We start from the raw sequence: 15,073 nt of genomic DNA on the forward strand, positions 1-15,073 counted from the left end.
TTTTACTACTCATCTTATGTGTATTTTCAGGTAAGCTTATTCATGCTGTAATTGATATGTAACGCGTTGGGGGAATAGGGTAAGCCCCCTAAGCAATGTAAAAGTAGAATACATCTTCCGAAAAGTAACGGTAGAACATTATACTTTAAGGAAATTAAATACATGCTAAGAGCACAAGTATTGTGAACTTACTTGCAATTTTGTCTGAGTTGATCTCTATTTTTTTATTCACAACCATTTTTATTTTTTTAGCACGCAAAGCTGCAATAAAAATTGGGTTAGTGGATAAACCTAACTTTCGTAAACGTCACCATGGGGCGGTTCCTTTGGTTGGTGGGATTTCTGTGTTTGCAGGAATCTCTTTTATGTTTTTATTTTCAAATGCTTATATACCTCATGCTTCTTTATACCTCCTCAGCGCAGGTGTACTCGTCTTTGTTGGGGCGCTGGATGATCGTTTTGATATCAGCGTTAAAATCCGAGCGATCGTTCAGGCCGCCATTGCTATTTTGATGATAGTAAAAGGTAAGCTTTACCTTAGTAGCCTTGGATATATCTTTGGTTTTTGGGAGATGGAGTTAGGGCCGTTCGGTTATTTTCTGACCTTGTTTGCTGTTTGGGCCGCGATTAACGCCTTTAATATGGTCGATGGTATAGATGGCCTGCTTGGAGGATTATCCTGTGTTTCATTTGCAGCAATTGGCACTATTATGTGGTTTGATGGACAAATCAGTCTCGCGATCTGGTGCTTTGCGATGATTGCTGCCATCCTGCCTTATATCATGTTAAATCTCGGTATTCTGGGTCGTCGCTACAAAGTCTTTATGGGGGATGCTGGCAGTACATTGATCGGTTTCACCGTTATCTGGATCCTGCTGGAAACCACCCAGGGCAAAACGCATCCGATTAATCCGGTGACTGCTTTATGGATTATTGCTATACCGTTGATGGATATGGTGGCGATTATGTACCGTCGCTTGCGAAAAGGAATGAGTCCTTTTTCACCTGATCGTCAACACATTCATCATTTGATCATGCGCGCCGGGTTTACTTCCCGCCAGGCATTTGTTCTCATTACGTTTGCTGCATCCATACTTGCGGCAATAGGCGTACTAGCTGAATATACGCATTTTGTCCCTGAATGGGTCATGCTGGTGCTCTTTTTGCTAGCATTCTTCCTCTATGGCTATTGTATTAAGCGTGCCTGGAAGGTTGCTCGCTTTATTAAGCGTGTGAAACGCCGACTGCGCAGAAATCGTGGTGGCAGCCCCAACTTAACCAAATAAACGAGGATGTAATGACGCAACCAATGCCTGGGAAACCAGCCGAAAATGCTGAAAATGAACTGGATATTCGTGGGTTGTTTCGTACCTTGTGGGCTGGGAAGCTGTGGATTGTAGGCATGGGACTGGCGTTTGCTTTAATCGCGCTGGCATATACATTTTTTGCCCGTCAGGAGTGGAGCGCGACGGCGATTACCGATCGTCCAACGGTGAATATGTTGGGGGGATACTACTCGCAACAGCAGTTTCTGCGTAACCTGGATGAGCGCGCCGGTACGACACCTGCCGATCAGCCATCGGTAATGGACGAAGCCTATAAAGAGTTTGTTATGCAACTGGCGTCGTGGGATACCCGCCGCGATTTCTGGCTGCAGACGGACTATTATAAACAGCGGATGGTCGGTAACAGTAAAGCCGATGCAGCGTTGCTGGATGAAATGATCAACAACATCCAGTTTATTCCCGGTGATTCTGCCCGTGCAATCAATGACAACGTGAAATTGATTGCCGAAACCGCCCCCGATGCTAATAACCTGCTGCGTCAGTATGTCGCATTCGCGAGTCAGCGCGCGGCCAGCCATTTGAATGATGAGCTGAAAGGCGCATGGGCTGCGCGCACCATCCAGACGAAAGCTCAGGTAAAGCGTCAGGAAGAGGTTGCGAAAGCGATCTACGACCGCCGGGTAAACAGCATTGAGCAGGCGCTCAAAATTGCCGAACAACATAATATCTCTCGCAGTGCGACAGACGTTCCTGCGGATGAATTGCCTGATTCAGAAATGTTTCTGCTTGGGCGCCCTATGCTGCAGGCGCGGTTAGAAAATTTACAGGCCGTCGGCCCGGCCTTTGATCTCGACTATGATCAGAATCGGGCTATGTTGAACACCCTTAATGTTGGTCCAACCCTGGATCCGCGTTTTCAGACCTATCGCTATTTGCGTACGCCGGAAGAACCGGTAAAACGCGATAGCCCGCGTCGGGCCTTCCTGATGATTATGTGGGGCATTGTCGGGGGGCTGATCGGGGCTGGTGTCGCATTAACCCGCCGTTGCTCGAAATAGCAACACTGCTGCGGCGAGCGCCTGAGAGCTCGCCGCTTTTTCGAAGAGAATCGATGTGAAAGTACTGACTGTATTTGGCACGCGCCCGGAAGCCATTAAGATGGCGCCGTTGGTGCATGCGTTGGCAAAAGATCCTTTTTTTGAGGCTAAAGTTTGCGTCACTGCGCAGCATCGGGAGATGCTCGATCAGGTGCTAAAACTCTTTTCCATTGTACCTGACTACGATCTCAACATAATGCAGCCGGGACAGGGACTGACTGAAATAACCTGTCGGATCCTGGAAGGGCTAAAACCTATTCTTGCCGAGTTCAAACCTGATGTGGTGCTGGTGCACGGCGATACCACCACCACGCTGGCTACCAGTCTGGCAGCGTTTTATCAGCGTATTCCGGTTGGTCACGTTGAGGCGGGGTTGCGCACGGGCGATCTCTACTCGCCGTGGCCGGAAGAGGCTAACCGCACGTTGACCGGGCATCTGGCGATGTATCACTTTTCCCCTACCGAAACGTCGCGGCAAAACCTGCTGCGTGAGAACGTCGCTGATAGTCGAATCTTCATTACCGGTAATACGGTCATCGACGCCTTGTTGTGGGTGCGCGATCAGGTTATGAACAGCAACGCGCAACGAACAGCGCTGGCGGCGAATTACCCGTTTATCGACCCTGATAAAAGAATGATTCTGGTGACCGGTCACCGACGCGAAAGTTTCGGTCGCGGCTTTGAGGAGATCTGCCATGCGCTGGCGGAAATCGCCACGACTCACCAGGACATCCAGATTGTCTATCCGGTACATCTCAATCCGAATGTCAGAGAACCGGTCAATCGCATTCTGGGGCACGTGAAAAACGTTATTCTGATCGATCCGCAAGAGTATTTACCGTTTGTCTGGCTGATGAACCACGCCTGGCTGATTTTGACCGATTCCGGCGGCATTCAGGAAGAAGCGCCATCGCTGGGGAAACCGGTACTGGTGATGCGCGATACCACTGAGCGCCCGGAAGCGGTAACAGCGGGTACGGTGCGTCTGGTTGGCACGGATAAGCAGCGGATTGTCGAGGAAGTGACGCGTCTTTTAGAAGACGAAAACGAATATCAAACCATGAGCCGCGCCCATAACCCATATGGTGATGGTCAGGCATGCTCTCGCATTTTGGAAGCGTTAAAAAATAATCGGATATCACTATGAGTTTTGCGACCATTTCTGTCATTGGATTGGGTTACATTGGGCTGCCGACGGCGGCGGCGTTTGCCTCCCGACAAAAACAGGTGATTGGCGTCGATATCAACCAACAGACGGTTGATACCATCAATCGTGGCGAAATCCATATCGTCGAACCTGATTTGGCGAGCGTGGTAAAAACTGCCGTGGAAGAGGGTTTTTTGCGAGCGAGTACCATGCCCGTTGAGGCCGATGCCTGGCTGATTGCTGTACCGACGCCGTTTAAAGGCGATCATGAGCCGGATATGGCCTATGTTGAATCGGCTGCCCGTTCCATCGCGCCAGTACTGAAAAAAGGCGCGCTGGTGATCCTTGAATCCACCTCTCCGGTAGGGGCAACCGAGAAAATGGCAGAATGGTTAGCAGAGATGCGCCCGGACTTGACCTTTCCGCAGCAAGTCGGCGAGCAGGCGGACGTGAATATTGCCTACTGCCCGGAGCGCGTGCTGCCAGGACAGGTGATGGTTGAGCTGATTAAAAATGATCGCGTGATTGGCGGTATGACGCCAGTTTGCTCGGCGCGCGCCAGCGAATTGTACAAAATCTTCCTTGAAGGTGAGTGTGTCGTCACTAACTCGCGGACGGCGGAAATGTGTAAGCTGACCGAAAACAGCTTCCGCGATGTGAATATTGCCTTCGCTAATGAACTGTCGCTGATTTGCGCCGATCAGGGAATTAACGTCTGGGAATTGATTCGTCTGGCCAATCGTCACCCTCGCGTCAATATTCTGCAGCCTGGTCCGGGCGTGGGCGGTCACTGCATCGCTGTTGATCCGTGGTTTATTGTGGCGCAGAACCCGCAGCAGGCTCGCCTTATTCGTACTGCCCGGGAAGTGAATGATCACAAACCTTTTTGGGTAATTGATCAGGTGAAAGCGACGGTAGCTGATTGTCTGGCCGCCACTGATAAACGCGCCAGCGAGCTAAAAATTGCCTGCTTTGGGCTGGCGTTTAAGCCGAATATTGATGACCTGCGCGAAAGTCCGGCGATGGAAATCGCTGAACTGATCGCGCAATGGCACAGTGGTGAAACGCTGGTTGTCGAACCGAACATTCACCAGTTGCCGAAAAAACTGACCGGGCTTTGCACGCTGGCGCAGCTTGATGACGCGCTGGCGACGGCTGATGTGTTGGTGATGCTGGTCGATCATAGTCAGTTCAAAGTTATCAATGGCGACAACGTTCGTCAGCAATATATTGTTGATGTTAAAGGAGTCTGGCGCTGATGAGAAAAATTCTGGTGACAGGTGGTGCCGGGTTTATTGGCTCGGCGCTGGTGCGTTATATCATCAACGAAACCCGTGATGCGGTAGTGGTTGTCGATAAACTGACCTACGCTGGAAACTTAATGTCGCTGGCACCGGTCGCACAGAGCGATCGCTTTGCCTTTGAGAAAGTTGATGTTTGTGATCGGGCAGAGTTGGCGCGCGTTTTTGCCCGGCATCAACCTGACTGTGTGATGCATCTGGCGGCGGAAAGTCACGTTGACCGTTCTATCGACGGTCCGGCGGCATTTATCGAAACCAACATTGTGGGTACTTACACACTTCTTGAAGCGGCGCGGGCTTACTGGAATACGCTGGCGGATGATAAAAAATCGGCTTTCCGTTTCCACCATATCTCTACCGACGAAGTGTATGGCGACCTGCACTCTACGGATGATTTCTTCACCGAAACCACGCCGTATGCGCCGAGTAGTCCTTATTCCGCGTCAAAAGCCAGCAGCGATCATCTGGTCCGCGCCTGGTTGCGTACCTACGGTCTGCCGACGCTTATCACCAACTGCTCGAATAACTACGGCCCTTATCACTTCCCGGAAAAACTGATCCCGCTGATGATCCTCAACGCGCTGGCGGGTAAACCGCTACCGGTATATGGCAACGGGCAGCAAATCCGTGACTGGCTGTATGTCGAAGACCACGCTCGCGCGCTGTATTGCGTGGCGACCACCGGAAAAATCGGTGAAACCTATAATATTGGTGGTCACAACGAGCGTAAGAATCTCGATGTGGTGGAAACCATTTGCGAACTGCTGGAAGAACTGGCACCAAACAAACCGCAGGGTGTGGCGCACTATCGTGACCTGATCACCTTTGTTGCCGATCGTCCTGGGCATGATTTACGTTATGCCATCGATGCCTCGAAAATTGCCCGTGAACTTGGCTGGCTGCCGCAGGAAACTTTTGAAAGTGGTATGCGTAAAACAGTGCAGTGGTATCTGACCAATGAAAGCTGGTGGAAGCAGGTACAGGACGGCAGCTATCAGGGCGAACGTTTGGGGCTGAAGGGGTAAGCAGACATGAAAGGGATTATCCTGGCGGGCGGTTCTGGCACTCGCCTGCACCCGATTACGCGCGGTGTGTCGAAGCAGCTACTGCCGATTTACGATAAACCAATGATTTACTATCCGTTGTCGGTGCTGATGCTGGCGGGTATCCGCGAAATTCTCATCATCACCACGCCGGAAGATAAAGGTTATTTTCAGCGCCTGCTGGGCGATGGCAGCGAGTTCGGTATCCATCTGGAATATGCAGAACAGCCCAGCCCGGACGGCCTGGCGCAGGCGTTTATCATCGGTGAAACCTTCCTTAACGGTGAACCTTCCTGCCTGGTGCTGGGCGATAATATCTTTTTTGGTCAGGGTTTCAGCCCGAAACTGCGGCATGTTGCGGCGCGTACGGAAGGCGCGACGATTTTTGGCTATCAGGTGATGGATCCAGAACGCTTCGGCGTCGTGGAGTTTGACGATAATTTCCGCGCCATTTCACTGGAAGAAAAGCCAAAGCAGCCGAAATCAAACTGGGCGGTAACCGGACTTTATTTCTACGACAGCAGCGTGGTGGAGTACGCGAAGCAGGTGAAGCCGTCGGAACGCGGTGAGTTGGAAATAACCTCCATTAATCAAATGTATCTGGAGGCAGGTAACCTGACCGTTGAACTACTGGGGCGCGGATTTGCCTGGCTGGACACCGGCACTCACGACAGCCTGATTGAAGCCAGTACCTTTGTACAGACGGTGGAAAAACGCCAGGGCTTTAAGATTGCCTGTCTGGAAGAGATCGCCTGGCGCAACGGCTGGCTCGACGACGAAGGCGTGAAGCGCGCCGCAAGTTCGCTGGCGAAAACCGGTTACGGCCAATATCTGCTGGAGTTACTCCGTGCCCGTCCGCGCCAGTATTGAACCACTCATCTGGGAAAATGCCTTCTTTGGCGTTAACAGCGCCATTGTGCGCATCAGTGCTGAAGCGCCTCTCTTGACGCCAGACGCGTTAGCGCCGTGGTCGCGGGTGCAGGCCAAAATTGCCGCATTAAACACCGCTGAGCTGGATGCTCTGCAACAGTTGGGATTCATACTGGTGGAAGGTGAAATCGATTTGGCGTTACCGGTGACTAATGTTGGTGAAAGCAATGCGGAAGTGGCACAAGAGACTGATATTCCCGCATTACGTCAGTTAGCCAGTGCTGCATTTGTGCAAAGCCGTTTTCGTGCGCCGTGGTATGCGCCTGACGCCAGCGGTCGCTTTTATGCGCAGTGGATTGAAAATGCCGTGCGCGGCACCTTTGATCATCAATGTCTGGTTTTACGTTCGGCGTCTGGCGCTATTCGCGGCTATGTTTCCCTGCGGGAGTTGAACGCCACCGATGTGCGAATTGGTTTGTTGGCAGGGCGTGGAGCAGGTGAACAGTTGATGCAGGCGGCGCTAAACTGGGCGTATGCTCGCGGTAAAACAACTTTGCGGGTGGCGACCCAGATGGGCAACACCGCCGCGCTTAAACGATACATACAAAGCGGTGCGAATGTAGAAAGCACTGCATACTGGTTATACAGGTGATCACATGATTCCATTTAACGCTCCGCCGGTGGTGGGAACCGAACTCGACTATATGCAGTCGGCTATGGGCAGCGGCAAACTGTGCGGCGATGGTGGTTTTACCCGTCGCTGTCAGCAGTGGCTGGAACAACGTTTTGGCAGTGCCAAAGTGTTGTTAACGCCTTCCTGTACCGCTTCTCTGGAGATGGCGGCGCTGTTGCTGGATATTCAGCCGGGCGATGAAGTGATCATGCCGAGCTACACTTTTGTCTCCACCGCTAACGCTTTTGTACTGCGTGGGGCAAAAATCGTCTTTGTCGATATTCGCCCGGATACCATGAACATCGACGAAACGCTGATTGAAGCGGCGATCACCGACAAAACGCGCGTTATTGTGCCGGTGCATTACGCGGGGGTGGCCTGTGAAATGGACACTATAATGGCGCTGGCGAAAAAGCATAATCTGTTTGTGGTGGAAGATGCCGCTCAGGGCGTGATGTCCACTTACAAGGGGCGTGCGCTGGGAACCATTGGTCATATTGGCTGCTTTAGCTTCCATGAAACCAAAAACTACACGGCGGGCGGTGAAGGCGGTGCGACGCTGATTAACGATAACGCGTTGATCGAGCGAGCGGAGATCATCCGTGAAAAAGGTACTAACCGCAGCCAGTTCTTCCGTGGGCAGGTTGATAAATATACCTGGCGCGATATCGGTTCCAGCTATTTGATGTCCGATCTGCAAGCGGCGTACCTGTGGGCGCAACTGGAAGCGGCGGATCGCATCAACCAGCAGCGCCTGGCGCTGTGGCAAAACTACTACGATGCGTTAACACCTCTGGCGAAAGCTGGGCGTATCGAACTGCCGTCTATTCCCGATGGTTGCGTGCAGAATGCGCATATGTTCTACATTAAACTGCGGGATATTGATGACCGGAGCGCGTTGATAAACTTCCTGAAAGAAGCGGAAATCATGGCGGTGTTCCACTATATTCCGCTACACGCAAGCCCGGCGGGTGAACACTTTGGTGAATTCCATGGCGAAGATCGTTACACCACCAAAGAGAGTGAGCGTTTGCTGCGCCTGCCGCTGTTCTATAACCTGTCGCCCGTCAATCAGCGCACGGTAATTGCGACCTTATTGAACTACTTCTCCTGATATGTCACTGGCAAAAGCGTCTTTGTGGACGGCGGCCAGTACGCTGGTCAAGATTGGTGCCGGGTTACTGGTTGGTAAATTACTGGCGGTGTCATTTGGTCCGGCTGGACTGGGGTTGGCGGCGAATTTCCGCCAGTTGATTACCGTGCTCGGCGTACTGGCGGGAGCGGGTATCTTTAACGGTGTAACTAAGTACGTTGCCCAGCACCATGATAATCCGCAGCAGCTGCGCCGCGTGGTTGGTACTTCATCTGCAATGGTGCTTGGCTTCTCCACGCTGATGGCGCTGGTTTTTGTGCTGGCAGCTGCGCCAATCAGCCAGGGATTGTTTGGTAATATCGACTATCAGGGACTGGTGCGTTTAGTGGCGCTGGTGCAAATGGGGATTGCCTGGGGCAACCTGTTGCTGGCGTTGATGAAAGGCTTTCGCGATGCCGCAGGTAATGCGTTATCGCTGATGGTCGGCAGCTTGATTGGCGTCATCGCTTATTACGTCAGTTACCGTTTGGGCGGTTATGAAGGTGCGTTGCTGGGGCTGGCGTTGATTCCCGCGCTGGTGGTGATTCCTGCCGTCATCATGCTGATGAAGCGTGGCGTTATCCCGTTAAGCTATCTGAAACCCAGCTGGGATAACGGTCTGGCAGGGCAGTTGAGCAAGTTTACGCTTATGGCGTTGATTACGTCGGTGACCTTGCCCGTTGCGTACATCATGATGCGTAAGCTACTGGCGGCGCAGTATAGCTGGGATGAAGTGGGTATCTGGCAAGGGGTGAGCAGTATTTCCGACGCCTACCTGCAATTTATTACGGCATCATTCAGCGTATATTTACTGCCCACGTTGTCGCGGCTAACGGAAAAGCGCGATATCACCCGGGAAGTGGTTAAATCGCTGAAATTCGTCTTACCGGCGGTAGCGGCGGCGAGTTTTACCGTCTGGCTGTTACGTGATTTTGCCATCTGGCTGCTGTTGTCGAATAAATTTACCGCCATGCGCGATCTCTTTGCCTGGCAGTTGGTGGGTGATGTGTTGAAAGTGGGCGCTTATGTCTTTGGTTATCTGGTGATCGCCAAAGCGTCGCTACGGCTTTATATTCTGGCGGAAGTTAGCCAGTTCACTTTATTGATGATATTTGCCCACTGGCTGATCCCCGTGCATGGCGCACTGGGCGCGGCGCAGGCCTATATGGCAACCTATATCGTCTATTTTTCTCTTTGTTGTGGCGTGTTTTTACTCTGGCGTAGGCGGGCATGACTGTACTGATTCACGTTCTGGGATCGGATATCCCTCACCATAATCGAACCGTTTTGCGGTTTTTCAACGACGCGCTGGCCGCGACGAGTGAGCACGCGCGCGAGTTTATGGTTGCTGGTAAGGACGACGGCTTAAGTGACAACTGCCCGGCGCTTTCTGTGAAATTTTATCCAGGTAAAAAATCGCTGGCAGAAGCGGTAATTGCTAAAGCAAAAGCTGATCGCAATCAGCGGTTTTTCTTCCACGGTCAGTTCAACACCGCACTGTGGCTGGCGTTGCTTAGCGGTGGCATTAAGCCCAGTCAGTTTTACTGGCATATCTGGGGGGCAGATTTATATGAAGTCTCCAGTGGGTTGAAATTTAGACTGTTTTATCCCATTCGTCGTTTGGCGCAAAAGCGGGTCGGCTGCGTATTTGCCACTCGCGGTGATTTGAGCTTTTTTGCCAAAACGCATCCAAAGGTGCGGGGCGAACTGTTGTACTTCCCGACGCGGATGGACCCTTCTCTCAATACGATGGTGAACGATCGGCAACGTGAAGGGAAAATGACCATCCTTGTGGGGAACTCCGGCGATCGTAGCAATGAGCATATCGCCGCTCTGCGCGCTGTTCATCGGCAGTTTGGCGATACGGTAAAAGTGGTGGTGCCGATGGGCTATCCGCCTAATAACGAAGCGTACATCAACGACGTTCGCCAGGTGGGGCTGGAATTATTCAGCGAAGAAAATCTGCAAGTTCTGAGCGAAAAACTGGAGTTTGACGCTTATCTGGCGCTACTTCGCCAGTGCGATCTCGGCTACTTTATTTTTGCCCGCCAACAGGGCATTGGTACGCTGTGCTTACTGATTCAGGCGGGTATTCCTTGTGTGCTTAACCGGGAAAATCCGTTCTGGCAGGATATGACGGAACAGCATTTGCCGGTGTTGTTTACTACCGACGATCTCAACGAGGATATTGTGCGTGAAGCGCAGCGCCAGTTGGCGTCGGTGGATAAAAACACCATTGCCTTCTTTAGCCCGAACTATCTGCAAGGCTGGCAACGGGCGCTGGCTATTGCCGCCGGGGAGGTCGCATGAGTCTGCTGCAATTCAGTGGCCTGTTTGTTGTCTGGCTGCTTTGCACGCTGTTTATTGCCACGCTGACCTGGTTTGAATTCCGCCGTGTGCGCTTTAACTTCAATGTCTTCTTTTCATTGCTGTTTTTGCTCACTTTTTTCTTTGGCTTCCCGCTGACCAGCGTGTTGGTGTTTCGCTTTGATGTTAGCGTCGCACCGCCGGAAATCTTGTTGCAGGCGTTGCTTTCTGCGGGCTGCTTCTATGCGGTTTACTATGTCACCTACAAAACTCGCCTACGCAAACGCGTTGTCGATGTACCGCGCCGTCCGCTGTTTACCATGAATCGCGTGGAGACCAATCTCACGTGGGGGATTCTGATGGGCATCGCGCTGGTGAGTGTCGGCATCTTCTTCATGCACAACGGCTTTTTGCTGTTCCGGCTTAACTCTTACAGTCAAATCTTTTCCAGCGAAGTCTCCGGTGTGGCGTTAAAACGCTTCTTTTACTTTTTCATCCCGGCGATGCTGGTGGTCTACTTTCTGCGCCAGGACAGCAAAGCGTGGCTGTTTTTTCTTGTCAGCACCGTCGCGTTTGGTTTGTTGACTTATATGATTGTCGGCGGCACTCGCGCCAATATCATCATCGCATTCGCTATCTTCTTGTTTATCGGCATTATTCGTGGCTGGATTTCGTTGTGGATGCTGGCGGTGGCGGGCGTGCTGGGGATTGTTGGCATGTTCTGGCTGGCGCTAAAACGCTATGGAATGAATGTGAGCGGCGATGAAGCGTTCTATACGTTTCTCTATCTCACCCGCGATACCTTTTCGCCGTGGGAGAATCTGGCGTTGTTGTTGCAGAACTACGACAACATCGACTTCCAGGGGCTGGCGCCGATTGTCCGTGATTTCTATGTCTTTATCCCTTCCTGGCTGTGGCCGGGGCGCCCGAGTATGGTGCTGAACTCTGCCAACTATTTCACCTGGGAAGTGCTGAATAACCACTCCGGGCTGGCGATCTCGCCTACGCTTATTGGTTCGCTGATTGTCATGGGCGGCGTACTGTTTATTCCGTTGGGGGCGATTGTGGTTGGGCTGATCATCAAATGGTTTGACTGGTTGTATGAACTGGGCAACCGCGAAACCAATCGCTATAAAGCGGCGATTTTGCACAGCTTCTGCTTCGGGGCGATCTTCAATATGATCGTGCTGGCGCGTGAAGGGCTGGATTCGTTTGTTTCACGCGTCGTCTTTTTTATCGTGGTCTTCGGCGCAAGTCTGATGATCGCAAAACTGTTGTACTGGCTTTTTGAAAGCGCCGGACTCATTCATAAACGCACAAAATCATCGCTCCGGTCACAAAGTTGAAGGATAACAATGAATAACACCACCACGGCACCGACCTATACGCTGCGTGGCTTACAGTTAATTGGTTGGCGTGATATGCAGCATGCCCTCGATTATCTGTTCGCCGACGGGCAACTGAAGCAGGGAACGCTGGTAGCCATCAATGCTGAAAAAATGCTGACCATTGAAGATAATGCTGAGGTCAGGGAGTTAATTAACGCTGCCGAATTTAAATATGCTGATGGTATCAGCGTTGTACGTTCAGTGCGTAAAAAGTACCCGCAGGCGCAGGTTTCCCGCGTCGCCGGGGCCGATCTCTGGGAAGAGCTGATGGCGCGCGCAGGCAAGGAAGGGACGCCGGTATTTCTTGTCGGTGGTAAACCGGAGGTGCTGGCGCAAACCGAAGCAAAACTGCGCGACCTGTGGAATGTGAATATCGTTGGCAGCCAGGACGGTTATTTTAAACCCGAGCAGCGGCAGGCGTTGTTTGAGCGTATCCATGCCAGCGGAGCGCAAATCGTCACCGTCGCGATGGGATCGCCAAAGCAGGAGATCTTTATGCGCGATTGCCGTCTGGTGCACCCGGATGCGCTGTATATGGGCGTTGGCGGGACTTACGATGTCTTTACCGGTCATGTGAAACGAGCGCCAGAGGCCTGGCAAAAACTGGGGCTGGAGTGGCTTTATCGCCTGCTATCACAGCCGAGTCGTATCAAGCGTCAATTGCGTTTACTGCGTTATTTACGCTGGCATTACACTGGTAATCTCTGATTCTCTCCTCTGTAAGCGACGTAGGTGCTCACTCCGTCGCCCTTCTGCTGTTTTATTACACAAAGCATTCAATTTTTTAATGCTTCATTTGCCATTTCTCCTGAATTACGAAAACATTTGCAACACTCGATGTACCCATAACGATAACCGGTAACACCGGAAAACATGCAAACACAACACGAGGATTTATGGCTGATAACAAACCAGAGCTACAGCGTGGGCTGGAAGCTCGACATATTGAACTCATTGCCCTGGGGGGCACCATTGGCGTTGGTCTGTTTATGGGAGCCGCCAGTACCCTGAAATGGGCAGGACCATCGGTGCTACTGGCCTATGTCATCGCCGGGCTGTTCGTCTTTTTCATCATGCGCTCAATGGGTGAAATGTTGTTTCTTGAGCCGGTTACCGGTTCATTCGCCGTCTATGCACATCGTTATATGAGCCCGTTCTTTGGCTATCTCACCGCCTGGTCTTACTGGTTTATGTGGATGGCGGTGGGGATCTCGGAAATCACCGCTATCGGCGTTTACGTTCAGTTCTGGTTCCCGGAGATGGCGCAGTGGATACCCGCGTTGATTGCTGTTGCGCTGGTGGCGCTGGCGAATCTGGCGGCGGTGCGGTTGTACGGCGAAATCGAGTTCTGGTTCGCAATGATCAAAGTTACCACGATTATCGTGATGATTGTCATTGGCCTGGGCGTGATTTTCTTTGGTTTTGGCAACGGCGGGCAGTCGATTGGTTTTAGCAATCTCACAGAGCATGGCGGTTTCTTTGCAGGTGGCTGGAAAGGGTTCCTGACCGCATTGTGTATTGTGGTGGCGTCCTACCAGGGCGTGGAGCTGATTGGCATCACCGCTGGTGAAGCAAAAAATCCACAGGTCACGCTACGTAGTGCGGTAGGTAAAGTGCTGTGGCGGATCCTGATTTTCTACGTTGGCGCGATTTTCGTTATCGTTACCATCTTCCCGTGGAATGAAATAGGCAGCAACGGCAGCCCGTTCGTACTGACTTTTGCCAAAATCGGTATTACCGCAGCGGCGGGTATTATCAACTTTGTGGTGCTGACGGCAGCGCTTTCTGGCTGTAACAGCGGCATGTACAGTTGTGGACGTATGCTCTACGCACTGGCGAAAAACCGTCAGTTACCGGCGGCGATGGCGAAAGTTTCCCGTCACGGCGTACCGGTTGCGGGGGTAGCGGTCTCAATTGCTATTCTGCTAATTGGCTCGTGCCTGAACTATATCATCCCCAATCCACAGCGTGTGTTTGTCTACGTCTACAGTGCCAGCGTGCTTCCAGGGATGGTGCCGTGGTTTGTGATTTTGATAAGCCAGTTGCGTTTTCGTCGTGCACACAAAGCGGCGATTGCCGGTCATCCGTTCCGCTCCATTCTGTTCCCGTGGGCCAACTACGTAACAATGGTGTTCCTGATTTGCGTTTTGATCGGCATGTACTTTAATGAAGATACCCGTATGTCGCTGTTTGTCGGCATCATCTTTATGCTGGCGGTGACGGCGATTTATAAAATTTTTGGCCTTAATCGCCACGGTAAAGCGCATAAACTGGAGGAATAAGCAACAAAACGCATAAACCGTAACCAAACGCGCATTTTATTTAAAAAGGGACTAGACAGAGGGGCGGGAAGTCCGTATTATCCACCCCCGCAACGGCGCTAAGCGCCCGTAGCTCAGCTGGATAGAGCGCTGCCCTCCGGAGGCAGAGGTCTCAGGTTCGAATCCTGTCGGGCGCGCCATTTAGTCCCGGCGCTTGAGCTGCGGTGGTAGTAATACCGCGTAACAAGATTTGTAGTGGTGGCTATAGCTCAGTTGGTAGAGCCCTGGATTGTGATTCCAGTTGTCGTGGGTTCGAATCCCATTAGCCACCCCATTATTAGAAGTTGTGACAATGCGAAGGTGGCGGAATTGGTAGACGCGCTAGCTTCAGGTGTTAGTGTCCTTACGGACGTGGGGGTTCAAGTCCCCCCCCTCGCACCACGACTTAAAGAGTTGAACTAAAATTCAAAAAGCAGTATTTCGGCGAGTAGCGCAGCTTGGTAGCGCAACTGGTTTGGGACCAGTGGGTCGGAGGTTCGAATCCTCTCTCGCCGACCAATTTTGAACC

The 15,073-nt window shown here is 51.9% G+C and carries 13 protein-coding genes and 4 tRNA genes; all 17 read left to right on the forward strand.

Annotation, left to right across the window (positions count from 1 at the left end; translation table 11 throughout):
• The first annotated feature begins 182 nt into the window (after positions 1-182).
• The 17 genes from wecA (at position 183) to PS053_RS14715 (ending at position 15,063) form a co-directional block, all read left to right on the forward strand.
• Positions 183-1,286, forward strand: a complete 1,104-nt coding sequence (gene wecA, locus PS053_RS14635) for a UDP-N-acetylglucosamine--undecaprenyl-phosphate N-acetylglucosaminephosphotransferase (RefSeq protein ID WP_256879345.1) — start codon at positions 183-185, stop codon at positions 1,284-1,286.
• A gap of 11 nt (positions 1,287-1,297) precedes the next feature.
• Positions 1,298-2,344, forward strand: a complete 1,047-nt coding sequence (wzzE, locus tag PS053_RS14640) for an ECA polysaccharide chain length modulation protein (RefSeq protein WP_000193464.1) — start codon at positions 1,298-1,300, stop codon at positions 2,342-2,344.
• A gap of 55 nt (positions 2,345-2,399) precedes the next feature.
• The gene (gene wecB / locus PS053_RS14645) at positions 2,400-3,530 is read left to right on the forward strand and encodes a non-hydrolyzing UDP-N-acetylglucosamine 2-epimerase (RefSeq protein WP_025238014.1); all 1,131 of its coding nucleotides are present in this window, start codon (positions 2,400-2,402) and stop codon (positions 3,528-3,530) included.
• Positions 3,527-4,789 carry a UDP-N-acetyl-D-mannosamine dehydrogenase gene (gene wecC / locus PS053_RS14650; RefSeq protein WP_059229079.1) on the forward strand — a complete coding sequence of 421 codons (1,263 nt, stop codon included), beginning with the start codon at positions 3,527-3,529 and terminating at the stop codon, positions 4,787-4,789. Before wecB ends, wecC begins: the two co-directional genes overlap by 4 nt.
• Positions 4,789-5,856: a dTDP-glucose 4,6-dehydratase gene (rffG, locus tag PS053_RS14655; RefSeq protein WP_001226766.1), complete on the forward strand. Its 1,068-nt coding sequence runs from the start codon at positions 4,789-4,791 to the stop codon at positions 5,854-5,856. The genes wecC and rffG overlap by 1 nt, the downstream gene beginning before the upstream one ends.
• 6 nt (positions 5,857-5,862) lie before the next feature.
• Complete coding sequence (rfbA, locus tag PS053_RS14660; RefSeq protein WP_000676048.1) at positions 5,863-6,744, forward strand: glucose-1-phosphate thymidylyltransferase RfbA; 882 nt, start codon at positions 5,863-5,865, stop codon at positions 6,742-6,744.
• Positions 6,722-7,396, forward strand: a complete 675-nt coding sequence (gene rffC / locus PS053_RS14665) for a dTDP-4-amino-4,6-dideoxy-D-galactose acyltransferase (RefSeq protein ID WP_256879344.1) — start codon at positions 6,722-6,724, stop codon at positions 7,394-7,396. The genes rfbA and rffC overlap by 23 nt, the downstream gene beginning before the upstream one ends.
• A gap of 4 nt (positions 7,397-7,400) precedes the next feature.
• Positions 7,401-8,531: a dTDP-4-amino-4,6-dideoxygalactose transaminase gene (rffA, locus tag PS053_RS14670; protein WP_000612029.1), complete on the forward strand. Its 1,131-nt coding sequence runs from the start codon at positions 7,401-7,403 to the stop codon at positions 8,529-8,531.
• A gap of 1 nt (position 8,532) precedes the next feature.
• Positions 8,533-9,783, forward strand: coding sequence for a lipid III flippase WzxE (wzxE, locus tag PS053_RS14675; RefSeq protein ID WP_000050231.1), 1,251 nt, complete (start codon positions 8,533-8,535; stop codon positions 9,781-9,783).
• Positions 9,780-10,859 (forward strand): TDP-N-acetylfucosamine:lipid II N-acetylfucosaminyltransferase, encoded by a 1,080-nt coding sequence (gene rffT, locus PS053_RS14680; protein WP_256879343.1) that lies wholly within the window; start codon positions 9,780-9,782, stop codon positions 10,857-10,859. The genes wzxE and rffT overlap by 4 nt, the downstream gene beginning before the upstream one ends.
• Positions 10,856-12,202 (forward strand): ECA oligosaccharide polymerase, encoded by a 1,347-nt coding sequence (gene wzyE, locus PS053_RS14685; protein ID WP_000055147.1) that lies wholly within the window; start codon positions 10,856-10,858, stop codon positions 12,200-12,202. The genes rffT and wzyE overlap by 4 nt, the downstream gene beginning before the upstream one ends.
• Positions 12,203-12,211: 9 nt before the next feature.
• Positions 12,212-12,952 carry a lipopolysaccharide N-acetylmannosaminouronosyltransferase gene (wecG, locus tag PS053_RS14690; protein ID WP_059229072.1) on the forward strand — a complete coding sequence of 247 codons (741 nt, stop codon included), beginning with the start codon at positions 12,212-12,214 and terminating at the stop codon, positions 12,950-12,952.
• Positions 12,953-13,140: 188 nt separating this feature from the next.
• Complete coding sequence (thrP, locus tag PS053_RS14695; RefSeq protein WP_000774753.1) at positions 13,141-14,526, forward strand: bifunctional threonine/serine APC transporter ThrP; 1,386 nt, start codon at positions 13,141-13,143, stop codon at positions 14,524-14,526.
• Between the two features lie 102 nt (positions 14,527-14,628).
• Positions 14,629-14,705: transfer RNA gene (locus PS053_RS14700), tRNA-Arg, on the forward strand.
• A gap of 58 nt (positions 14,706-14,763) precedes the next feature.
• A tRNA-His gene (locus PS053_RS14705) sits at positions 14,764-14,839 on the forward strand.
• A gap of 20 nt (positions 14,840-14,859) precedes the next feature.
• Positions 14,860-14,946, forward strand: a tRNA-Leu gene (locus PS053_RS14710).
• A gap of 40 nt (positions 14,947-14,986) precedes the next feature.
• A tRNA-Pro gene (locus PS053_RS14715) sits at positions 14,987-15,063 on the forward strand.
• Positions 15,064-15,073 lie beyond the last annotated feature (10 nt).

Source organism: Escherichia albertii, assembly GCF_028622335.1.
GTDB classification, from domain to species: Bacteria; Pseudomonadota; Gammaproteobacteria; order Enterobacterales; family Enterobacteriaceae; genus Escherichia; species Escherichia albertii.